18 protein-coding genes are annotated in these 21,272 nt (G+C 69.0%); 12 read left to right on the forward strand and 6 right to left on the reverse strand.

Annotated elements, in window-relative coordinates; all coding sequences use genetic code 11:
* From QZV94_RS11175 to QZV94_RS11185, 3 genes are all read left to right on the forward strand, one after another.
* Positions 1 to 988: ATP-binding cassette domain-containing protein (locus QZV94_RS11175; protein ID WP_293677944.1), on the forward strand; the 988-nt coding region annotated here is incomplete at its 5' end.
* A 209-nt stretch (positions 989 to 1,197) separates the two neighbouring features.
* Positions 1,198 to 2,349: a calcium-binding protein gene (locus tag QZV94_RS11180; protein ID WP_293677945.1), complete on the forward strand. Its 1,152-nt coding sequence runs from the start codon at positions 1,198 to 1,200 to the stop codon at positions 2,347 to 2,349.
* 65 nt (positions 2,350 to 2,414) lie between these two features.
* Complete coding sequence (locus tag QZV94_RS11185; protein WP_293677946.1) at positions 2,415 to 3,803, forward strand: calcium-binding protein; 1,389 nt, start codon at positions 2,415 to 2,417, stop codon at positions 3,801 to 3,803.
* On the opposite strand, the gene QZV94_RS11190 is transcribed toward QZV94_RS11185, so the two are convergent.
* Together QZV94_RS11190 and QZV94_RS11195 are read right to left on the reverse strand one after the other, a co-directional pair.
* On the reverse strand, positions 3,800 to 5,062 hold the full coding sequence (locus QZV94_RS11190; RefSeq protein WP_293677947.1) for an MFS transporter: 1,263 nt from the start codon (positions 5,060 to 5,062) through the stop codon (positions 3,800 to 3,802). The genes QZV94_RS11185 and QZV94_RS11190 overlap by 4 nt on opposite strands.
* Positions 5,063 to 5,190: 128 nt before the next feature.
* Positions 5,191 to 5,694 carry a hypothetical protein gene (locus tag QZV94_RS11195; protein ID WP_293677949.1) on the reverse strand — a complete coding sequence of 168 codons (504 nt, stop codon included), beginning with the start codon at positions 5,692 to 5,694 and terminating at the stop codon, positions 5,191 to 5,193.
* A gap of 44 nt (positions 5,695 to 5,738) precedes the next feature.
* On the opposite strand from QZV94_RS11195, the gene QZV94_RS11200 reads away from it, so the two are divergent.
* From QZV94_RS11200 to metH, 5 genes are all read left to right on the forward strand, one after another.
* Complete coding sequence (locus QZV94_RS11200) at positions 5,739 to 6,665, forward strand: 2-hydroxyacid dehydrogenase (RefSeq protein WP_293677951.1); 927 nt, start codon at positions 5,739 to 5,741, stop codon at positions 6,663 to 6,665.
* Between the two features lie 71 nt (positions 6,666 to 6,736).
* The gene (locus QZV94_RS11205) at positions 6,737 to 7,708 is read left to right on the forward strand and encodes a metalloregulator ArsR/SmtB family transcription factor (RefSeq protein WP_293677953.1); all 972 of its coding nucleotides are present in this window, start codon (positions 6,737 to 6,739) and stop codon (positions 7,706 to 7,708) included.
* Complete coding sequence (gene metF, locus QZV94_RS11210; RefSeq protein WP_293677955.1) at positions 7,705 to 8,661, forward strand: methylenetetrahydrofolate reductase [NAD(P)H]; 957 nt, start codon at positions 7,705 to 7,707, stop codon at positions 8,659 to 8,661. The genes QZV94_RS11205 and metF overlap by 4 nt, the downstream gene beginning before the upstream one ends.
* Entirely contained in the window at positions 8,658 to 9,719 is a 1,062-nt protein-coding gene (locus tag QZV94_RS11215) for a homocysteine S-methyltransferase family protein (RefSeq protein ID WP_293677957.1), read from the forward strand. Before metF ends, QZV94_RS11215 begins: the two co-directional genes overlap by 4 nt.
* Positions 9,720 to 9,845: 126 nt before the next feature.
* The gene (gene metH / locus QZV94_RS11220) at positions 9,846 to 12,509 is read left to right on the forward strand and encodes a methionine synthase (RefSeq protein WP_293677958.1); all 2,664 of its coding nucleotides are present in this window, start codon (positions 9,846 to 9,848) and stop codon (positions 12,507 to 12,509) included.
* 204 nt (positions 12,510 to 12,713) lie between these two features.
* Here the strand turns inward: metH and QZV94_RS11225 are convergent, their stop codons facing one another.
* Positions 12,714 to 13,286, reverse strand: coding sequence for an MOSC domain-containing protein (locus QZV94_RS11225; protein WP_293677959.1), 573 nt, complete (start codon positions 13,284 to 13,286; stop codon positions 12,714 to 12,716).
* 196 nt (positions 13,287 to 13,482) lie between these two features.
* A complete protein-coding gene (locus QZV94_RS11230) occupies positions 13,483 to 14,370 on the reverse strand; it encodes an NAD(P)/FAD-dependent oxidoreductase (protein WP_293677960.1) in 888 nt (295 codons plus the stop codon).
* 252 nt (positions 14,371 to 14,622) lie between these two features.
* On the opposite strand from QZV94_RS11230, the gene QZV94_RS11235 reads away from it, so the two are divergent.
* Complete coding sequence (locus QZV94_RS11235) at positions 14,623 to 16,164, forward strand: acyl-CoA synthetase (protein ID WP_293677961.1); 1,542 nt, start codon at positions 14,623 to 14,625, stop codon at positions 16,162 to 16,164.
* 143 nt (positions 16,165 to 16,307) lie between these two features.
* Here QZV94_RS11235 and QZV94_RS11240 read toward each other — a convergent pair whose 3' ends face one another.
* A complete protein-coding gene (locus QZV94_RS11240; RefSeq protein ID WP_293677962.1) occupies positions 16,308 to 17,285 on the reverse strand; it encodes a hypothetical protein in 978 nt (325 codons plus the stop codon).
* A 423-nt stretch (positions 17,286 to 17,708) separates the two neighbouring features.
* Between QZV94_RS11240 and QZV94_RS11245 the strand changes: the two genes are divergently transcribed.
* The 3 genes from QZV94_RS11245 to QZV94_RS11255 all read left to right on the forward strand — a co-directional run bounded on the left by QZV94_RS11245 (position 17,709) and on the right by QZV94_RS11255 (position 20,212).
* Positions 17,709 to 18,638 (forward strand): glutathione S-transferase family protein, encoded by a 930-nt coding sequence (locus QZV94_RS11245; RefSeq protein WP_293677963.1) that lies wholly within the window; start codon positions 17,709 to 17,711, stop codon positions 18,636 to 18,638.
* Between the two features lie 21 nt (positions 18,639 to 18,659).
* Positions 18,660 to 19,745 carry an SDR family oxidoreductase gene (locus QZV94_RS11250; RefSeq protein ID WP_293677964.1) on the forward strand — a complete coding sequence of 362 codons (1,086 nt, stop codon included), beginning with the start codon at positions 18,660 to 18,662 and terminating at the stop codon, positions 19,743 to 19,745.
* Positions 19,746 to 19,810: 65 nt separating this feature from the next.
* On the forward strand, positions 19,811 to 20,212 hold the full coding sequence (locus tag QZV94_RS11255) for a limonene-1,2-epoxide hydrolase family protein (protein WP_293677965.1): 402 nt from the start codon (positions 19,811 to 19,813) through the stop codon (positions 20,210 to 20,212).
* A gap of 62 nt (positions 20,213 to 20,274) precedes the next feature.
* Here QZV94_RS11255 and QZV94_RS11260 read toward each other — a convergent pair whose 3' ends face one another.
* Positions 20,275 to 21,222, reverse strand: coding sequence for a DUF3618 domain-containing protein (locus tag QZV94_RS11260; protein WP_293677966.1), 948 nt, complete (start codon positions 21,220 to 21,222; stop codon positions 20,275 to 20,277).
* Between the last annotated feature and the right edge of the window lie 50 nt (positions 21,223 to 21,272).

Genomic DNA, 21,272 nt, shown 5'->3' on the forward strand with positions numbered 1-21,272 from the left:
GCGGGAACGCGATCGCGGCAAGGGCATCCCCTACGAGGGCAACTATTCCGGCTGGCTTGAGCAGAAGACCAAGCGGGTAGTCCAGGAGCAGTCCGAGAGCACGGCGCGGCAACGCGCGATGACCCGCGAACTGGAATGGGTGCGCTCAGGCGCCAAGGCCCGCCAGGCCAAGTCCAAGGCCCGCCTGGCCGCCTACGACGAAATGGTGCGGGCCCAGGAAAACACCCGCGAGGCGCAGAGCACCGCCACCATCCAGATCCCGCCGGGCCCACGCCTGGGCAACCTGGTGCTGGAGGCCAAGGGCCTGTCCAAGGCCTACGGCGACAAGGTCCTGTTCGAGGACCTGTCGTTCAGCCTGCCGCCCAACGGGATCGTCGGCGTCATCGGCCCCAACGGCGCCGGCAAGTCGACACTGTTCAAGATCATCACCGGGCAGGAACAGCCCGACGGCGGCACGTTCCGCGTCGGCGAAACGGTGAAGCTGGCCTATGTCGACCAAAGCCGCGACGCCCTCGATCCCGCCAAGACCGTCTGGCAGGAGGTCAGCCAGGGCCTGGACGTGCTGGCCGTCGGCAAGCGGGAGATCAACACCCGCTCCTACGTAGGCTCCTTCAACTTCCGCGGCGGCGACCAGCAGAAGAAGGTCGGCCAACTCTCAGGTGGGGAGCGTAACCGCGTCCACCTGGCGAAGACGCTCACCGAGGGCGGCAACGTCATCCTGCTCGACGAACCGACCAACGACCTGGACATCGAGACGCTGCAGAACCTGGAAGAGGCGCTGGAAGAGTTCGCCGGCTGCGCGGTGGTGATCAGCCACGACCGCTGGTTCCTCGACCGCCTGGCGACCCACATCCTGGCTTTTGAAGGTGACAGCCACGTGGAGTGGTTCGAGGGCAACTTCGAAGCGTACGAGGAAGACAAGAAGCGCCGGTTGGGCGCCGACAGCCTCATCCCCCACAGGATCAAGTTCCACAAGTTCACGCGCTAGGCGCCCAGGGATACGGCGCGCGAGTCGCCCCTCGGACCCGGCGGGGTCGAGACAGCCGTCGGGCGGGCCATGACCTCGTGTCCGCCACCAGAGGCCGACACCTGCGAGGGTGGCGACGGAAATCGCGCCGTGCGTGGCGGCCGCGATTCACAACTCATAAAGCCTAACTGCGACATACCGGCGTCTACGCTGAAGCTTGCGAGGGCGCGATGGCTGAATTCATTGGCTCCGATGAGGCTGACGTCATCATCGGCGTGGACGGCGACGACACCATCACCGGTGGTCGCGGCGCAGACACCCTGAGTGGCGGCGGCGGGCACGACTTGTTCCTGGTCGAGTTCGCTGACAGTTCGGCGATCGACGCCCTCTCCGACCCGGACGGGGCTACGGACGTCATCGCGGACTGGTCGCTAGACGACCGCCTGATCTTCGTCGACGCGCTGCCGCCCGAGGATGACTCCCTCTTCGCCGGCGTCGCCGCCGACTACACCGCCGCGTTCGACCTGGCCCAGACCGCGTTCGGGGAGGGGTTCGAGTATGCCTCCATAAAGGTGGGGGCGGACGTCTTCGTCTTCGCGCCGCGGACCGACTCCGTGGTCAAGCTCGCCGGCATCGACGTGAGCGCGGTGAGCGGCGGGTCGCTGTCCACCGACATGTCCGAGGGCGAGGCTGCGATGCTGAGCGCATCGGCCGAACACTTCGACGGCGGCGACGGGGCGGACACGGTCCACGGCCTTGAGGGTGAGGACACGCTGAGGGGCGGCGAGGGCGGCGATCAGATGTTCGGCGGCCTCGACAACGACTCCATCGACGGGGGCGAGGGCCTGAACTACCTGCGCGGTGACGAAGGCGATGACTACGCCACGGGCGGCGCCCAGCACGACGACATCAATGGAAACATGGGGCGCGACACCCTCTTCTCCGGCGCCGGGGACGACTGGGTGCGGGGCGGCAAGGACGACGACACGGTGCTGGCAGGCGCCGGCAACGACCTCGCCTTCGGCGACCTCGGCCACGACACTGTCGGCGGGAACGACGGCAACGACGCCATCCAAGGTGGCGAGGGTGACGATCTCCTGCGGGGCGACGATGGGAACGATACCCTGGCCGGTGATCTGGGCGACGACACGCTGAACGGGGGTCTCGGCGCCGACGTCATCGTGGCTTCCGGGGGCGCCGGCGAAGATCTCGTGATGGGCTTCAACGCCAGCGAGGGCGACCGCGTCCAGCTGGATCCGCAGACGGCCTTCACACTCTCTCAGGAGGGCTCCGACACGGTGATCGAGATGGCCGCGGGCCGGATGGTCCTGGTCGGCGTGCAACTGTCGAGCCTGCCCGAAGGCTGGCTGGTCGCGGCGTAGGCGCCGCGCGGCCGACACTTGGCGGCTACGCTTGTTGATCGACCTGCGCCGGCTATCCTGCCGGCATGGCAGTGATCGGCGCGTCCCGCTTCAACGACACTATCGCCGGAACCGCTGACGCCGACAGCATCACCGGCAGCCCTGGCATCGACCTGATAACCGGCGGCCCGGGCGCCGACACGATCGTCTCGGGGCTGATGTTCGGTGACGACGCCATGCCGGACACCCTGCGCGGTGGGGCCGGGAACGATTCGATCTCGCTTACCTACGGCTACGGCGGCCTGCTGTTCGGCGACAACGGCGACGACACCCTGACCCACGCGCCGCCGTTCCCGCTGAACCTGGCCTACGTCGTGCTGGAGGGCGGTCCCGGGACCGACATGATCGACGGCAACGCCAGCGCCACGACCACGGTCTGGGCGGGCTATCTGACCGCGACCTCCGGCGTGAGCGTCGACCTGTCGATCACCGGTCCGCAGGCGGTGGGCGGCGGCGCGGGGATCGACACCCTGCGAAACCTCACCGGGGTCCTTGGCTCCTCCTTCGACGATGTCGTGCGCGGAGGCCAGAACGCCCGCGAGGAGCTGTTCGGCGGGCCCGGGAACGACACGCTTCGCGCGGGGGCCGCGGGTGGCGAACTGCACGGCGACGCAGGCGACGACGTCCTCGTCGGCGGGCCGCGGTCGGATTGGGCCGCCTACAACACGAGCGTGGCCAAGCTGAACCTCGAGTTCCCGCCGCAGTACGCCGCCACATCCGGCCTGACGGTGAGCCTGGGCATCTCGGGCGCGCAGGCGGTGGGCGGGGGGCTGGGCATCGACACCCTGGTCGATATCGACAACCTGCGGGGATCGGCGTTCGGCGACACGCTCACCGGATCGGAGGCAGCGAACATCCTGGCGGGCGAGGCGGGCGATGACAGCCTGGCAGGCGGTGGCGGTGGCGACAGCCTGCAGGGCGGCTTCGGACGTGACGTCCTTTCGGGCGGCAGCGGGAACGACACCTTTGGCGACACCGGCGGACCGAACACGATGCTCGGCGGCGACGGGAGCGACTCGGTGGCGGGCAGCCTGGAGAGCGACGCCATCCAGGGCAACACCGGCGCCGACACCCTGAACGGCAATCTGGGCGCCGACACGATCCGTGGCGGCCAGGGCGACGACGTGGTCCTTGGCGGCGGCGAGGACGACTTCCTGGCGGGGGACCGAGGCGCAGACACCCTGACCGGCGGGGAGGGTGCGGACGTCTTCCACGCCTGGAGCGGCGCAGAGCTTGACCGGGTGACCGACTTCGACATCGAGGAGGGCGACCGCGTCCTGCTCCTGCCCGGCGCCGCACCGGCGATCAGCCAGGTGGGCGGCGACACGGTAATCGACTTCGGCGGCGGAGGGCAGATGGTGCTGACGGGGGTGCAGCTGTCGAGCCTGCCGGCGGGGTGGATCTTCGGGGCCTAGTCCGCAGGTTCAGGCGTCTCGGCCGGCATCTGGCGAACGCGCCTCAGGGCAGGCGTCAACAGGCCGTAGAAGGGTCCGATCATCAGGCCGGCGATCGCGATGAACAGGGTCGTCCGCATGCCCAGCGCCCCACCGAGCCAGCCGCCGGCCAGGGCGCCGACGACCGCGCCCGCGCCGGAGACAGCCCCGAAGGTCGCGCCGACCCGGCCCAGCACGTTGCCGGGCAGTACGCTCTGCCGCAGGCTCGCCGCGAGGATCAACGGGACCACGCCGAAGGCGTCGCCCAGGACCTGCGACACCACCAGAGCGGTCATGGCCCCGGCGCGATCGTGCGGCGCGAAGAGCAGCAGCATGGTGCCCAGCGCGGAGAGCACGCCCCCGACCACGATCGCCGGCCCCACGCCCAGCCAGCGCGCCATCGGCTGGACCAGCACTGACCCGATCATGGCGCCGACGCCGCCGGCGGCGATGCCCAGACCCATCAGCGCCGTCCCCAGGCCGAGGTCGCGCAGCACGAAGGCGATGTAGAGTGCGCTGAAGAAGCCGCCGAACAGGCCGCCAGTGGCGGTCATGACCAACAGGGTGCGCACCCGCGGCTCGCGCCAGGCCGCCGTCGCCCCCGTGACCAACCCGTTCCACCAGCCCCGCCGCCGGTGGGCTTGCGGCGGGGGTTCGGGTGTGCGGATGTCGGCCAGGAAGGCGGCGGAGACCAGGTAGGTCAACGCGTTCACGGCGATCGCGAACGGCGCGGTCAGCACCTGGAACAGCAGGCCCGCCAACGCCGGACCGCCCATCTCGGCCACGGATTCGCTCGCCGAGATCTTGGCGTTGGCGTCGAGCACCAGCGGCTTGCCGACGAGGCTCGGCAGGTAGGCGTGGTCGGCTATGGCGAACAGCACGCTGGCGGCGGCCACCAGGGCGGCCACCGCATAGACGTGTGGCATCGTCAGCGCGCCGAACCACGCCGCCAGCGGGATGCTGATCAGCACGGCGGCGCGTATCAGGTCGGACAGGATCAGGAGGCGCCGGCGCGATGCGTGGTCGATGTAGTCGCCCATGGTGAGGCCGATCACCAGGCCCGCGGCGGTGGTTAGGGCCGCCAGCCCGCCGAGCTGGCCGGGAGCGGCGGCCAACGCGACGACCGCCACGATCGGCAGGCCTTCGCGCGTGATGCGGGACCCGAAGTCGGAGACCGACTGGGCGACCCAGAGGCGCAGGAAGTCACGTTCGCGCCAGAGCGGGGATGCGAATAGAGGCATGGGAAACCGGGATCAGCAGCAGGCACGGGGCCATCGACCTGCGCAAAGCGCATGGGGCGGGGTGAGCCGATTTGAGGCCGCCGCGCGGGCCCACCGGACCGGGTTACGCGCAGAGCGCCGGTTTCAAGTCAAGCTTGGGCGAGGAAGGCCGCGATCTCGCGATCGCTGCGCAGCCGTACGAGACGGGCGTGGGGCGCGTGCTCCGCCAGGGACGCCTCGATCCGTCCGCTCCGCCAGCGGTTGAAGGTGAGGATGTAGTGGTAGAACTTGAAGTCGATGGACTCGCGGCATCCTTCGGCCATGTCGGGCCGGCCGCCGTCGGCATAGGCGAACACCCGCCAGATCGCCCGGAACAGGCAGAGGAACACCGGGAGATCCAGCCACACCACTGTGTCCGCGCGCGGCAGGCGCACGTCCAGGCTGCTTCCGAAGTCGCCGTCGCACACCCATGCCGGCGCCGCGATGGCCTCGGCCGTCCTCGCCCGGAAGGCGCCGTCGTCGCTCTCCACCCAGCCCGGTTTCCAGAACAGGATGTCGAGATGGATCACCGGCAGGCCGAGCTTGTCGCCAAGCTTCCGCGCGAGCGTCGACTTCCCCGCGCCCGAGTTGCCGATGACGAGTATCCGCCGCATGCCGCCCTGCTATAGGACCGGACGCGTGAGGTTAAGGGGGAGCCATGTCAGAGCCTTTGGTGGTGATCTCCGCGCGGCTCCTGGCCGGGCTGAAGCCGGCGGTGGAGCGCGGCGGGTTCGACGTCGCTCTGGCCTGGGAACTGACCGACGCCGAGCGGGCGCGGGCGCGCTGCCTGTTTCACGTCGGCGAAACGCGGCTGACGCCGGAGTTCTTGGAGGGCCTGCCAAACCTTGGCCTGATCGCGGTGGTGAGCGCCGGGTACGAGGGTGTGGATGTGCCCTGGTGCCGCGCCCGCGGCATCGAGGTGACCTATGCCGGCGGGGTCAACGCCGACGACGTGGCCGACCACGCCATGGGCCTGTTGCTGGCCAGTTCCCGCGACATGCACGAGCACGACCGGGCGATCCGCGAGGGACGCTGGCGGATGGAGGACCGGATGGCGCCGCAGCCCAGCCTGACCGGCCGCAAGCTGGGGATCGTAGGCCTGGGGTACATCGGCCGCGCCATCGCCCAGCGGGCCGAGCCGTTCAAGCTGCAGGTCGCCTGGTGGGGTCCGCGGCCCAAGGAGTCGCCGTGGCCGCGCGCCGAGAGCCTGCTGGCCCTGGCGCAGGCGAGCGACATCCTGATGGTGGCCTGTCCGGGCGGTCCGGCGACAGAGGGGCTGGTCAGCCGCGAGGTCATCGAGGCGGTCGGGCCCGACGGCATCATCGTCAACGTCGCCCGCGGCTCGGTGATCGACGAGGACGCCTTGATCGCCGCCCTCAAGGACGGGCGTCTGCGCCGGGCGGCGCTAGATGTCTTCCAGACCGAGCCGACCCCGGCCGAGCGCTGGACGGACGTACCGCACACGCTGCTGACCCCGCACCGTGCGGGCGGCACGACGGAGGGCGTCCCCAACATGGTGGGTCTGGCCCTGGAGAACATCCGGCAGTTCCTGGCCGGTCGACCGGTGATTTCGCCGGTTCCCTAAGCTTGTACCTTCCAGCGCTTCGCAGTGGGTAGGGCTTGACGTCCATACATATAAAGATATCTTTATGTGTGATGAAACTCTCGGCCAAGCAAGCTGTCGACGTCCTGCGCGCCACCGGCGAGCCGACACGCCTGCGCATCCTGGCGCTGCTCCAGCGTGAGGAGCTGGCGGTGCTGGAGCTGTGTCGGGTGTTGGACCAGAGCCAGCCGCGGGTTTCGCGCCACCTGAAGCTGCTGGCCGAGGCCGGGCTGGTGGAACGGTTCCCGGACGGCGCCTGGGTGTTCTACCGCCTTACCGGCGCAGGCCGGCAGCACGAGGTGGTGGGCGAGGTGCTGGCGCGGATCAATCCGGATGACCCCTCGCTCGCCCGTGACCGGCGCAAGCTGGACGACGTGCAGGCCGAGCGCGCCGCCGCCGCGCAGGCCTACTTCGCCGAGAATGCCGCGCAGTGGGACCAGATCCGCTCGCTCTACGTCTCCGACGCCGACGTGGAGGATGAGATCGTCGAGGCCGCCGGGCCGGGCCAGTTCCGCCGTCTCGTCGACCTGGGCGCCGGCACGGGGCGCATGCTGACGCTGCTGGGGCCGCGCGCCGAACAGGCCGTGGGCCTCGACCTGTCGCAGCAGATGCTCAACATCGCCCGGCGCAACGCCACTCAGGCGGGCCTGGAGAACGTGGAGCTGCGCCACGGCGACATCTTCGACACCCGCTTGCCCGACGCCAGCGCCGACCTGGTGGTCGTCCACCAGGTGTTGCATTACCTGGGCGATCCGGCCGCCGCGGTGCGCGAGGCCGCCCGCGTGGTGGCGCCGGACGGGCGGCTGATCATCGTCGATTTCGCGCCGCATCGGCACGAGTTTCTGCGCGAGCAGCACCAACACCGGCGGTTAGGGTTTTCGGACGAAGAGATGGGCCGTTGGCTGGCCGACGCCGGCCTGCCGCAGGTGGCGCTGCAATCGCTGCCGCCGGTCCGCGCCGATGGCCTGACCGTCAAGATCTGGGCCGCGCTGCGTGCGCCGACCGAACTGAGGAGCGCGGCATGAGCCCGCAACGCCGAGCCACTGACGGGCCTGGAGCTTCCCTGGGACCGGTCGCGCGCGCCGGCATCGGCGGTCGCCCGCGCCCCAGCGTGTCCTTCGAGTTCTCGCCGCCCAAGGGGCCCAAGTCGGAGGAGAGCCTGTGGGAGGCGATCCGCCGACTTGAACCGCTGAACCCCTCCTTCGTCTCGGTGACCTACGGGGCCGGCGGCTCCACCCGCGAACGCACCCACCGCACGGTGGTGCGCATGCTGAACGAGACGACCTTGAAGCCTGCCGCGCACCTGACCTGCGTCGAAGCCAGCCGGGGTGAGGTGGACGATGTCGTGCAGGACTACTGGGACGCTGGCATCCGCCACATCGTGGCTCTGCGCGGGGACCCCCCAGGCTCGCTGGGGGGCGCCTACACGCCACCGGCCGACGGCTACGCCAACGCCACGGAGCTGACCGCCGGCATCAAGGCGATCGCGCCCTTCGACGTCAGCGTCGGGCTCTACCCGCAGATCCACCCCGAGAGCCCGTCGATCGACCACGATATCGAGGTGCTGAAGGCCAAGATCGACGCCGGCGCGACGCGGGCGATCACCAACTTCTTCTTCGATATCGACGGCTATCTGCGGTTCATCGATCGCGTTCGCAAGGCCGGCGTCACCGTGCCGATCCTGCCTGGGATCATGCCGGTCTCGAGCTACTCGGGCCTTGCCAACATGTCGGCGCGCATCGGGGTCAGCCTGCCGGGCTGGCTCGCCAACCTGTTCGACGGCCTGGACGAAGACCCGGAGACCCGCAAGCTGGTGGCCGCCTCGGTCGCCGCCGAGATGTGCGCCCGGCTGCTGGAAGAGGGCTATTCCGACTTCCACTTCTACACGCTCAACCGCGCCGACCTGGTCTACGCGATCTGCCGCGTACTGGGCGTGCGCGAGACCCCGAACCAACCTCACCAGGAGGCCGCGGCATGAACCGCCAAGACCGCATCAAGGCGCTGAAACAGGCCGCCAAGGAGCGTGTGCTCATCCTCGATGGCTCCTGGGGCGTCATGATCCAGAAGCGTGGCCTGGCCGAAGCGGACTACCGCGGCGAGCGGTTCAAGGATGCGCCCGGCCAAATGAAGGGCAACAACGACCTGCTCTGCCTGACCCGGCCGGACATCATCGCGGATCTGCACGACCAGTACTTCGCCGCGGGCGCCGACATCTCGGAGACCAACACCTTCTCGGCCACGAGTATCGGCCAGGGCGAGTACGCCATGGAAGCGGCGGTGTGGGACATCAACTTTGAAGGGGCCCGCATCGCCCGCGAGGTCGCGGACCGCTGGACCGCGAAAGAGCCGGGCAAGCCGCGCTTCGTCGCCGGCTCCATCGGCCCGTTGCCGGTGATGCTGTCGATGAGCTCCGACGTGAACGATCCCGGCGCGCGCAAGGTCACCTTCGACCAGGTCTATGAGGCCTATCGCGAGCAGGTCCGGGCGCTGCACGAGGGCGGGGTCGACCTGTTCCTGGTGGAGACCATTACCGACACGCTCAACTGCAAGGCCGCGATCAAGGCGATCCTCGACCTGCAGGACGAGGGCTACGAGGAACTGCCGATCTGGATCTCCGGCACCATCACCGACCGCTCGGGCCGCACGCTGTCGGGGCAGACGGTGGAGGCTTTCTGGAACTCCGTGCGTCACGCCAAGCCGTTCGCGATCGGCCTTAACTGCGCGCTGGGCGCCGACCTGATGCGCCCGCACATCGCCGACCTTGCGCGGGTCGCCGACACCCTGGTCTCGGCTTATCCCAACGCCGGCCTCCCCAACGCCATGGGCGAGTACGACGAGGAGCCGCACCAAACCGGCCACCAGTTGCACGAGTGGGCCGAGAGCGGGCTGGTGAACATCCTGGGCGGCTGCTGCGGCACCACCCCGGACCACATCCGCCACGTGGCCGACGCCGTGCGGGGCATGAAGCCGCGCCAGCCGGCCGAGCGGGCCAAGGCGATGCGGTTGGCGGGCCTGGAACCGTTCGAGTTGGCTTAGAACCACAAACCCCGTCATCCCGGACGGCCTGCAAGGCCGATCCGGGACCCAGGAGCGGTGCGCGAGGCCTCTGGGTCCCGGCTCTCCGCTGCGCTACGCCCGGCATGACATAGTAAGTAGAGCTGAATGCGCCCCACCTTTATCAACGTCGGCGAGCGGACCAACGTCACCGGCTCGGCCAAATTTCGTAAGCTGATCGCCGATGGAGACTATCCTGCGGCGCTCTCGGTCGCGCGCCAGCAGGTCGACGCCGGCGCCCAGGTCATCGACGTCAACATGGACGAGGGGTTGCTGGACTCGGTCCATGCCATGCGGACCTTCCTCAACCTGATCGCGGCCGAGCCGGACATCGCCCGGGTGCCCGTCATGATCGACTCCTCCAAGTGGGAGGTGATCGAGGCCGGGCTGAAGTGCGTCCAGGGCAAGGCCATCGTCAACTCGATCTCCATGAAGGAGGGCGAGGCCAAGTTCATCGAGCAGGCCAAGGCTTGCCTGCGCTATGGCGCGGCCGTGGTGGTCATGGCGTTCGACGAGGTCGGGCAGGCGGACACTGCCGACCGCAAGGTCGAGATCTGCGAGCGGGCTTACAAGATCCTCACCGAGCAGGTCGGCTTCCCGCCTGAGGACATCATCTTCGATCCGAACATCTTCGCCGTGGCCACGGGAATCGACGAGCACAACAACTACGCCGTCGACTTCATCGAGGCGACGCGGCGGATCAAGGCGGCCTGTCCGCACGCGCGGATCTCCGGCGGGGTCTCGAACGTGAGCTTCTCGTTCCGGGGTAACGAACCGGTACGTCGCGCGATCCACGGCGTGTTCCTGTATCACGCGATCGCCGCCGGCATGGACATGGGGATCGTCAACGCCGGCGACCTGCCGGTCTATGACGACATCCCCGAGGAACTGCGCGAGGCGGTCGAGGACGTGATCCTCAACCGCAAGCAGCGCACCAACATCTCCAACACCGAGCGGCTCGTGGAGCTGGCGCCCAAGTACAAGGGCGGCAAGTCGGAGGCCAAGGGGCCGGACCTCACGTGGCGCGAGAAGGACGTCGGCGGGCGGATCACCCACGCCCTGGTGCACGGCCTGACCGACTACATCGAGGCCGACACCGAAGAGGCGCGCGCGGGCGCCGCACGCCCGCTGCACGTCATCGAGGGCCCGCTGATGGACGGGATGAACGTGGTGGGTGACCTGTTCGGGGCCGGGAAGATGTTCCTGCCGCAGGTGGTCAAGTCGGCGCGGGTGATGAAGCAGGCGGTGGCCTACCTGGAACCATTCATGGAGGCCGAGAAGGCCGGCAAGCCGCGCGAGCAGGCGGGCCGCATCCTGATGGCCACCGTCAAGGGCGACGTCCACGACATCGGCAAGAACATCGTGGGCGTGGTCCTGCAGTGCAACAACTACGAGGTCATCGACCTCGGCGTCATGGTCCCGGCCGACCGCATTCTGGATGAGGCGGTGAAGCACAACGTCGACATCGTGGGACTGTCGGGCCTCATCACCCCCAGCCTGGACGAAATGGCCTTCGTGGCATCGGAGATGGAGCGGCGGGGGATGACCATTCCGCTGCTGATCGGCGGCGCCACCACCTCGAAAACCCACACCGCGGTGAAGATCGAGCCCCGCTACAAGGGCGGCCAGACCACCTACGTGCTGGATGCGAGCCGCGCTGTCGGCGTGGTCTCCGGCCTGCTGTCGCCCACCGAGAAGGTGCGCCTGCAGGCCGAGACGGCGGCGGAGTACGTCAAGGTCCGCGAACAGTTCGCCCGCGGGCAGGGCAATCGCGCTCGTTCGACATTGAAGGAAGCCCGCGACAACGCCTTCACGCCGGACTGGACGACCTACGATCCGCCCGAGCCCAGCTTCACCGGGACCCGCGCGTTCCAGGCCTATGACCTGGCCGACCTCGCCCGCCACATCGACTGGTCGCCGTTCTTCGCCAGCTGGGAGCTGATCGGCCGCTATCCCCAGATTCTCGAGGACGATGTGGTCGGGGAGGCGGCGACGAACCTGTTCGCCGACGCGCAGGCCATGCTGCAGAAGATCATCGGCGAGCGGTGGTTCGAGGCGCGCGGGGTGATCGGCTTCTGGCCGGCCAACTCCGATGGCGACGACGTGGTGGTCTATGCCGATGAGAGCCGGACGACAGAGCTCGCGCGCCTGCATACGCTCCGCCAGCAGATGGCGAAGGATAAGTCCCAGGCCGACGGCGGCCGCGCCAACGTGGCCCTGGCCGACTTCATCGCACCCGTCGGGACCAAGCCCGACTGGATCGGTGGTTTCGCCGTCACCGCCGGGCACGGCGAGGCGGAGATCGCCAAGGCCTTCAAGGACAAGCACGACGACTACTCGGCGATCATGGCCTCGGCCCTGGCCGACCGGCTGGCCGAGGCCTTCGCCGAGGCCCTGCACCGGCGGGTGCGCACCGAGCTCTGGGGCTATGCGCCGGACGAACCTTTCGACATTGAATCATTGATCGCCGAGCAGTACCGGGGGATCCGCCCGGCCCCCGGCTACCCGGCCCAGCCCGACCACACCGAGAAGGCCACGCTGTTCAGGCTGCTGGACGCCGAGGCAGCCACCGGCCTGGAGTTGACTGAGAGCTTCGCCATGTTCCCCACCGCGGCAGTCAGCGGCCTCTACTTCTCCCACCCTGAAAGCCACTACTTCGGCGTCGGCCGCATCGAGAAGGACCAGGTCGAGGACTACGCCCGCCGCAAGGACTGGGATCTCCGCACGGCGGAGCGGTGGCTCGCGCCAATCCTCAACTACGAGCCGGCGTAGGGAGAGGGCGTCGAGGACTCTGGATTCCAGCACTGGAAGACGCAGGGATACGGCAAGTAGGGGGCGACGGCCTGGGGCCAGCGTGTGCGAAATAGGGAAGCGGTGAGCTCCGTAGCTCGATGAGTGGCTCGAACTCTGAGGCGGGCTTCAGCCCGAACGGCTTCGCCAGGTCCTCAAGACTCGACACGCCATGCCCCTCGGCGACTATAGCGCCCGATCAACGAGAGGCGAGCCAGCGAACGGATTGTCCTCGTCCCACAGGGCGACCAGGTCACCGCGCCGGATGACGCCGGCGCGCAGGATCCGCGCGGTCAGCCCGCCACGTCCGCGCAGGGCGTTGTAGCCTCCCGGTCCAAGCACCTCCTCCATGCGCGAACACGGATGGCACTCACCGGTCACCTCCACGATCGCGGCGAGGGCCGGGTCCGAACCGATGGCGAGGCAGCGGCCCTTTAGGGCGTTGAGGTTCAGGCCCTCGGTCACCAGATTTCGCCGCACGAGATCAGGCGCCAGCGCGACGTCCCGTCCGAGAAAGGCGCCGATGGCCTCGAGGTCCTCGCGGGCGATCAGCGTCACCTGTCGCTTGCCGCCGGAGCGTCCCCCATACCTGTCCCCATGGAGTCCCGCCTCGGGCGAGAGCTGCGCGGCCTCGACGACCTCGATCGGACCCCGGCGCGCCGTGCGCAGTCCGATCCAGGCGAGGCGCCCTGGCCGCATCGGAGCGTCCAGGAGGCGCTGCAGGGTTGAGCTCGGGTTGAAGGCGGGACGGACAGGCATGCTCGGTGCAGGTAGGGAGCGCAGCGCTCGGGACAAGCCGTCCACGCCCAGGCCGAGCGGGTCACGCCCGCTTCCGCCCTCCGATACGCGACGACCTGGCCGCCCCTCGGCGTCTCGGCCGGCCGCGCCCTCGTCGGCTGGGGCAGTCCTCGACGGCAAACAATGAGCGGCGAAAAGTGGGACGGTTCGCCGATACTCACACCGTTGAGCGCAGTCTGTTGTGGATAGCCGTCGCGGCGATGGCGGCCTCGCCCGCGCCGACGGCAATCTGGTTCAGGCCGCGGACAACGTCGCCTGCCGCGTAGAGGCCGTCGACCGTCGTCGCCTGATGAGCGTCGACCAGCAGGTTGCCGAGCTCATCCTGGCGGGCGCCAGCCGCGACGGCCAGCTGCGCCTGAGCGCTACAGCCCAGGGCGAGGTAGAGGTGGTCGAACCGCCGGGCGGCCTCGCCCGGCTTTCGTAGAACCACCGCGTCCGGCTCGATCTCCAGTTGCTCCAGAGCCACGCAGGTCGCTTCGGCCGGCGCGGCGCCGCCCGCAGGCCCAAGCCTGAGGATGGTGATGTCCGGGCTGTACGTGCGGAGGAAGTCGGCTTCCCGCTGAACGAGGTCGTCCTCACCCAGCACGGCGAGGCGCCGGTCGATCGCCTCGTAGCCGTCGCAGATCGGGCACATGCGGACCCGGCCTGAAAGGATCGCCGCCGGGAGGCCTTCGATCGCCGGCAGATGATCGACGACCCCCGTTGCGAGGAGCACCGTGAGGGCGTCGACGCGGGCAAAGTCGCCTTCGAGCCGAAAGCCCTGCGGTGAGGCGCGAAGTGTCTCGACGCGGCCTGGTTGGATTGTGGCTCCATGGCTTTGAGCCTGTGACCGGAGTCGCGTGATCAGCTCCGGGCCGCCGATCCCCTGCGGGAAGCCCGGTGTGTTGTGGCTCTTGGGAATCCAGTCCGCCCGCGAAGGCCCCCCGTCCAGCACCAGCACGCGGCGGCGGAACCGCGCCAGATAGGTCGCGGCCGTGAGCCCCGTCGGTCCGGCGCCGACCACGACAGCCTCCCAGCGCTCAACACTCGCTGTTGATGGGTTCAAGCCGCGCCCGCTGTTCGCGACGAGGATGCAAAGCGAGGTCTGCAGGCGACGCTGTGGTCGCGGACGTATCGTCTGCTCATTCCGGCGGAACGCTCCGGGGCGCATCTGGTGGCGCCAGCGCCGCTGGTCGCCTCAGCTTGAAGCGACTCCGGCCGACGAGGTCTTCGATGTCGAGAGCATCGCCATCGCCATCTCCGCCTTATATCGTCGGTGATGGCCTGCCCCTGACGTTGCGCCACACGGAGACCGGCAATGAGCGTGCAGATTACCTTCGGCGCCCGCACCCTGCCGCGCGAGGCCGTTGAGGAACGCGCGCGACGCGCGGCCGCCGCCTTCCGCGCGCTGGGCGTCGGGGCTGGCGACGTGGTGGCAATCATCCTGCGTAACGACTTCGCCTTCCTCGAGACCACCGTCGCGGCGGGGTATCTCGGCGCCTACGTGACGCCGGTGAACTGGCACGCCACGGCGGACGAGGCCGACTACATCCTGCACGACTGCCAGCCGAAGGCGGTGGTGATCCACTCCGACCTGGTCGAGGGGCTACGTGGGGCATTTCCCGCCGGCGTCCCGGTGCTGGTGGTCGCGACGCCGCCCGACATCCGGGCCGCCTATGGCGTGGCGCCTGACGATCCGCCGGCGCCCGACGGCGCTCGCGACTGGAGCGCGGTCGTCGAGGCCGCGGTCCCGCTGGAGCCCGAGGCGATCGAGTCGCCCGGTGCGATGATCTACACGTCGGGCACCACGGGCCGCCCGAAAGGTGTGCGGCGGCGTCCGCCCACCCCCCACGAGGCGACCGAAGCGGGACGGATGATCGCCATCCTGTTCGGGAACGCGGGCATCGACCCCGCCGACATCACCGCACTCGCAGCCGCGCCGATGTACCATTCGACGCCCAACGCCTTCGTGCCGCACTTCTACCGACTGGGCGCGAACGTCATCGTGCATTCGCGGTTCGACGCCGAGGCGATGCTGGCCGAGATCGAGGCGTCGAAGGTCACGCACGTGCTGGCCGTGCCGACCATGTTCGTGCGCCTGCTGAAGCTGCCTCAGGAGGTGCGCGACCGCTACGACGTCTCGTCGCTCCGCTTCGTCATGCACGGCGCTGCGCCATGCCCACCGGAGGTGAAGCGGGCGATGATCGAGTGGTGGGGGCCGGTGATCTGGGAGCACTACGGCGGCACCGAGACCAGCGCCATCACGATCTGCGACAGCGCGGAGTGGCTGGCGCATCCCGGCACGGTCGGCCGGGCGTTCGAGGGCGCCGTCCTGCGGATCCTGGACGACGCCGGCCGGCCGCTGCCCGCCGGTGAGATTGGCGAGGTCGCCTGCTGGCGGCCCACCACATCGCAGTTCACCTACAACGGTGACGACGACAAGCGGGCCCGCGCCGACCGCGACGGGCTGGTGAGCCTGGGCGACAAGGGATACCTCGACGCTGACGGCTTCCTCCACCTGTCCGGCCGCGCGTCCGACATCGTCATCTCGGGCGGGGTGAACATCTATCCCGCGGAGATCGAGGCCGAACTGATCCGCATGCCGGGCGTGGCCGACTGCGCCGTCTTCGGCATCCCCGACGAGGAGTTCGGCGAGGCGCTCTGCGCCCACGTCCAGCCCCACGCCGGGGCGCAGATCGAAGGCGAGGCCGTGCGCGGCTACCTGCGCGGGAAGGTCAGCGGCTATAAGGTGCCCCGCGTGGTGGTGGTCTCCGACACCCTGCCACGGGAGGACTCGGGGAAGATCTTCAAGCGCAAGCTGCGCGAGCCCTACTGGGCTGAGGCGGGTCGCTCGATCTGACCGCGCGAGCTGACCCGGGCTTCGGGGGGCGCCATTGAAAGCTCGGCCGCACGACGGCGGGCGCGGCCATACATGTTGAGAGCCGAGCGCATGGCGCGGCCGAGCGCCCGCAGGGCTTCGGCTCATCCCAGGCTCCGGTCATCTCACTCGATGGGGACGCGGGTTCGGCCCTCGGCGTCGAACTGGTGCAGGTACTCGGCGATGCCCGTGCCGGTGACGCCTTCGTAGGTCCAGCGCGCCAGTCCCTCGTTGACCACGGTGCCGTTCTTCGTGCCCCCGCCAGGCGCGACGCGCAGCAGGTCAGCCCGCAGCGCGTGTTCGACGCCGTTCTTGTCCACGGCGGTCACGTGGCAGACCTTCTGGGTCACGCCGTCGGCCTCCAGCTCCGTCCTGACGCGCCATTCCTCGATCGAGGCGTGCGCCCCGTTCTTCCAGACCCAGCCCCGGTGCAGATCACCCGCATCGGTGCCGATGCGGATGCCGCCGAAGTGGGTGTCGTCGTCGATATTGATCGAGAACCAGCGCCACATCTTCGGCCCGCCCCACCGGCGCGGACCCCAGGACTTGTCGCGATTGCCGCGCGCGTTCGGGCCGAGCCTGTGCGTGACGCCGTCGATTGTGATCTCGCCGGTCCAGCGTCCGCCCTGTTCCAGGTGGCCCTTGCCCACGCTTTTGCGCGTCTCCGCGCTTGGGCCGGAGCCCTCCTTGCCCTGGCCGTCCGTGCCGATCGCCGGCATCAGCGCATGGAACTCGACGTCCATCGAGATCTTCGCCTGGCGCGTGGCGCGCGTCTTGAGATCGCTCACGTGGGCTTCGCCTGAGCCCGCGATCCGCCAGCGCTTCATGGGCTCGATCAGCTCGTATTTCATGTCGCCGACCTCGAGAAGGCGATCGGTCATGGTCTTCTGGTCGCGCCGCCCGCCCATGTGGGCGATTTCCTGGCCCGGGAGCCACAGCGACATGCCGAGGTCCATGTACCCCTCGTTCGGACGTATGCCGACGCGGGAATAGAAGCCGATGTCCTCGTCCGGATCGTAGGCGTTGAAGTAGTAGGACTCGCTCCAGGCGCTGTCGCCTTCGACAGGATGCTGAAGATCGTGCTCGGGACCGAGGATGGGCATCGGGGTGGCCTCTTGTTGGCTTGGCGCAAGTCTGCCGCGAAAGAGCGCGGGTTGTCACTAGGACCCGGGACACGGGCAGGCGCCCGCAAAGGCCGCACAAGAGTATCTTACACGATCAAGTTGTAGCCCGAATGAGGAGGTTTACCCTAGGTTCGCCAACGCGCGGATCCGGGGGCGGCGGCCCGAGGGTTCGGCAGCCGCCTCCTGGAACGCGGCCTGGCAACCGACCTGCGCGGCGAAGTCCGGCTGGACTTCCATCCCGACGGGCTGGTTTGCCGGATCACCGGCTCGCCGCAGGGGAACAGCGCCGGGGCGGCGCCAGGCTGAGACGACCGTTCCAATCTCTGGGGCGCGGTACAAATCCCAATGACCGCGGCGCGCCTGTCGGCTAGAGCCTCCCCAACGAAAACAGGGGAGATCGCCATGAGCGCCGGACCGACCGACATCATCCTGCACCAGTACGACGGGTTCGCGCCGTTCTCGGCCAAGACGCGGGTGATGCTGGGGATCAAGCAACTGACCTGGTATTCGTGCGCCCAGCCGGTGATCATGCCCAAGCCGCACCTGATCCCGCTGACCGGCGGCTATCGCAAGATCCCGGTGATGCAGATCGGCGCCGACATCTGGTGCGACACCCGCGCGATCCTGCACGAGCTGGAGCGCCGCCATCCCACCAAGGGCGGGATCGGCCAGGGGATCTCCGACGCCGTCTCCGTGCTCTGCGACCGCGTGCTGTTCGGCCTGTCCGTGCCGCTGGTGTTCGGCGGCAACACCGCCATCCAGATCGACGAAGCCTTCGCCAAGGACCGCGAGGCGATGAGCGGCGCGCCCTTCGATCCTGCGGCGATGGCCGCGGCCGGCCCCTATGCCGAGAGCGTGATGCGAGCGCACCTGAGCGCGTTCAACAACGACCTGGCGGACGGACGCAAGTTCCTGGCCGGCGATACGCCGACCCAGGCCGACGCCTCGGTGTTCTACCTGCTGCAGTTCGCCGGTGCGGCGCACGGCGGGATGCACCCGAAGCTGGCGGACCTCACCAACCTGGTCGCGTGGTCCCAGCGGGTGAACGCGATCGGGGCCGGGAACCGCAAGGACACCGACGGGGAACAAGCGCTGGCGGTGGCCAAGGCTGCGACGCCCGCCACGCCGCCGCCCTCGCTTGGGAACGATCCCCTGGGCCTGAAGCTGGGCTCCAGGGTGTCGGTGGCCGCCGACGACTATGGCAAGGACCCCTGCGTTGGCGAACTGGTCAGCCTGGGCGCCGATACGGTCACCGTGCGCCGCAGCGCGCCTGAGGTTGGCGAGGTGAACGTGCACTTCCCGCGCGTCGGGTTCACCATCACCCCGGCCTAGGACTACTCGAGGGAGGGCGCGATGCAGCGGCACGTTCTGGTGGCGGGCGCGACAGGCCTGGTGGGCCGCGCGGCGATGGAGCATTTCGCTCGGGCGGGCGTGAAGACCACGGCCGTCTCACGCCGCCGGCCGCCGGACACCTACGGCGCCGACTTCATCGCGCTCGACCTCGCCGACACCGCGGCGTGCGCGCAGGCGCTGTCGGGCCTGACGGACGTGACCCAGGTGGTGTTCGCCGCCCTGCACGAGGAGCCGGACCTGGTGGCCGGCTGGCTGCAGGAGAGCCACATCAAGCGCAACGGGCTGATGCTGCGCAATCTGGTGGAGCCGATCGACCGCGCGGCGCCGAACCTGGCCAATATCGTCCTGCTGCAGGGGCCTAAGGCCTACGGCGTGCATGTGGGCCGGATGCGGCCGGGCGCCCGCGAAGATCGCGACGAGGCGCGCGACGTGCCGAACTTCTACTGGGAGCAGGAGGACTACCTGAAGGCCCGCCAGATGGGGCGGCCCTGGGGCTGGACGGTGATCCGGCCGGCGCTCGTGGTGGGCATGTGCGTCGGCGGGGCGATGAACCTGATCGCGGCCATCGGGGTGTATGCGGCGCTCCTGAAGGAGAAGGGTCTGCCGCTGTCCTACCCGGGCGGTTTCAGCGGCCTGCTGGAGGCCACCGACACCGACCTGATGGCCGATTGCTTCGACTGGGCCGGCCAGAGCCCGGCGGCCCGCAACCAGACCTTCAACGTGACCAATGGGGAGGTCTTTGCCCTGAAGGACCAGTGGCCGGCGATCGCCGAGGCGCTGGGCATGCAGGTGGGCCCGGATCGTCCCACCAGCTTCGTCGAGGAACTGCCCGGCATGGCCGCCGAATGGGACGCGATTCGGCAGAAGTACGGTCTGAAGTCGCCGGGGCTCGAGGCCTTCATCGGCCAGTCGTTCCAGTTTGCAGACTTCGTCTTTGCGCCCAGGTCAGCCGAGGTCCGGCCGGGGTCGGCGATGTCGTCGATAAAGGTGCGCGCGGCGGGGTTCGGCGAAGTGCTCTACTCCGACGAGATGTTCGCCAAGTGGTTCGCGCGCTACCAGGCGGACGGCCTGCTGCCGCCCCGGTGAGGCGTCTGGACCCCCGCAGCCGCGTGGGTTATCGCCGATGACCAATGACCCGCGGGAGAGACGCCATGAGTGATCCGACCAACACTGTCACCGAGTTCCTCGACGCCTGGGCCGACGGCAAGGACGGCTTCGCCAACGCCGTGCGCAAGTGGTTCACGCCTGAAACCGTTTGGGAGAACGTTGGCCTGTCCACCACCAAGGGCGTCGACCAAGCCCTGGCGCTGATGGCGGGGATGAGCGCGGGCGGGATCGAGTCGCTTCGCGTGGAGAACCTCGCGGTCGCCGCGAACGGCAACAAGGTGCTGACAGAGCGCATCGACTATCTGATGGACGGCGCGGGCAAGACCCTGATCGAGGCCCGCGTGATGGGCATCTTCGAGGTGGACCAGAACGGCAAGATCACCCGCTGGGCCGACTATTTCGACACTGCCGCCATGAAGCCCCAACCGGCCGCCGCCGCAAGCTGACCCGGCACAGACCTCGCAACGCTCCTCCCCGTGAATATTCGGGGAGGAGCTTTAGCGAGCTATCAGGTCGGGAACCCCTGACCGCCGGTGCCCTGGCTGCTGCGCAGCTCCGGGCTGGCCGTGACTTGGGTCGCGCCCTGGCCCTGACCGCCACCCTGAGCGTTTTCGGCGCCCGGCATCGCGTCGCGGGCGGCCTGAACCGCGGACTTCGCGGCGTTCTGCGCGCGGTCCTTCAAATCGCCGCCATCGGCATTCGACAGCTCGTCCTTGACGCTGCCGTAGGCGGCCTGGGCCACCTCGCCGGCCTGCTGCATCGTGCCCTCCGCGAGTTCCTTGCCCTTCTCCAGCGCCTTGTCGCGAAGCGGGCCGAGCTTGCGGTCCTCCATATCTGTGTGCGGCAGGGATGCGCCGATGGCCGCCCCGACCGCCAGGCCGATTGCGCCGATCAGCAAGGGCTCGCTTTCCAAAGTGCGGCTGAACGTCCTTTGCGCCCGGTCGCGGTACTGGCCGGCCTCGTCCGCGGCAGTGTGGGCGGCCGAGTTCAGGCCGTGGGCCGCCGAGCGGCCGCGTTCGCCGACGGAAGCGCCGGCATCGGCGATCCGGTGCCTGGCGTCGGATAGCTTCTCCTTGACCCCCGCCGCCAGTTCCGAGGCCTTGTCGCCAATGCCATCAGCTGCGCCGGCGAGGCCGTACCGGCCAGACTCGGCGTCGTAGCCCGTGGGCTCGAAGGACCGTGGCTCATGGCTGGAATAGTCGTAGCTGTGCTTCTTCCCGGAACTGGTCATCAGCCAGGCGAGGCCCAGGCCCATGACGGCCAGCGGCATGGGGTTTTCCTTGGCCTGTTCCACGAACTTGGAGAACACCTGTTGTCCCGTGGAGCCCAAGGCGCGCGAGGCCTCGTCGAACAGCTGCCCGGGGGTCATCTTGTCCTTCAGGGCTTCCATGGTGCGGTCGAGGTTGCTGCGCGAGGTCTCGACCTCGCGCTCGACGTCGGCGGCGGATTTCATCATCGAACCTGTTCCTTCACGAACTGAGCGTCTTTCTGGAGTTGCCGGGCGGG

This window comes from uncultured Phenylobacterium sp. (assembly GCF_902826855.1).
GTDB lineage: Bacteria > Pseudomonadota > Alphaproteobacteria > Caulobacterales > Caulobacteraceae > Phenylobacterium.

What these genes read in the sequence shown, in the direction of transcription:
- QZV94_RS11180 (WP_293677945.1), top strand. Translation starts at nt 1,198, where the DNA reads ATGGCTGAATTCATTGGCTCCGATGAGGCTGACGTCATCATCGGCGTG.
- QZV94_RS11185 (WP_293677946.1), top strand. Translation starts at nt 2,415, where the DNA reads ATGGCAGTGATCGGCGCGTCCCGCTTCAACGACACTATCGCCGGAACC.
- QZV94_RS11190 (WP_293677947.1), bottom strand. Translation starts at nt 5,062, where the DNA reads ATGCCTCTATTCGCATCCCCGCTCTGGCGCGAACGTGACTTCCTGCGC.
- QZV94_RS11195 (WP_293677949.1), bottom strand. Translation starts at nt 5,694, where the DNA reads ATGCGGCGGATACTCGTCATCGGCAACTCGGGCGCGGGGAAGTCGACG.
- QZV94_RS11200 (WP_293677951.1), top strand. Translation starts at nt 5,739, where the DNA reads ATGTCAGAGCCTTTGGTGGTGATCTCCGCGCGGCTCCTGGCCGGGCTG.
- QZV94_RS11205 (WP_293677953.1), top strand. Translation starts at nt 6,737, where the DNA reads ATGAAACTCTCGGCCAAGCAAGCTGTCGACGTCCTGCGCGCCACCGGC.
- metF (WP_293677955.1), top strand. Translation starts at nt 7,705, where the DNA reads ATGAGCCCGCAACGCCGAGCCACTGACGGGCCTGGAGCTTCCCTGGGA.
- QZV94_RS11215 (WP_293677957.1), top strand. Translation starts at nt 8,658, where the DNA reads ATGAACCGCCAAGACCGCATCAAGGCGCTGAAACAGGCCGCCAAGGAG.
- metH (WP_293677958.1), top strand. Translation starts at nt 9,846, where the DNA reads ATGCGCCCCACCTTTATCAACGTCGGCGAGCGGACCAACGTCACCGGC.
- QZV94_RS11225 (WP_293677959.1), bottom strand. Translation starts at nt 13,286, where the DNA reads ATGCCTGTCCGTCCCGCCTTCAACCCGAGCTCAACCCTGCAGCGCCTC.
- QZV94_RS11235 (WP_293677961.1), top strand. Translation starts at nt 14,623, where the DNA reads ATGAGCGTGCAGATTACCTTCGGCGCCCGCACCCTGCCGCGCGAGGCC.
- QZV94_RS11240 (WP_293677962.1), bottom strand. Translation starts at nt 17,285, where the DNA reads ATGCCCATCCTCGGTCCCGAGCACGATCTTCAGCATCCTGTCGAAGGC.
- QZV94_RS11245 (WP_293677963.1), top strand. Translation starts at nt 17,709, where the DNA reads ATGAGCGCCGGACCGACCGACATCATCCTGCACCAGTACGACGGGTTC.
- QZV94_RS11250 (WP_293677964.1), top strand. Translation starts at nt 18,660, where the DNA reads ATGCAGCGGCACGTTCTGGTGGCGGGCGCGACAGGCCTGGTGGGCCGC.
- QZV94_RS11255 (WP_293677965.1), top strand. Translation starts at nt 19,811, where the DNA reads ATGAGTGATCCGACCAACACTGTCACCGAGTTCCTCGACGCCTGGGCC.
- QZV94_RS11260 (WP_293677966.1), bottom strand. Translation starts at nt 21,222, where the DNA reads ATGATGAAATCCGCCGCCGACGTCGAGCGCGAGGTCGAGACCTCGCGC.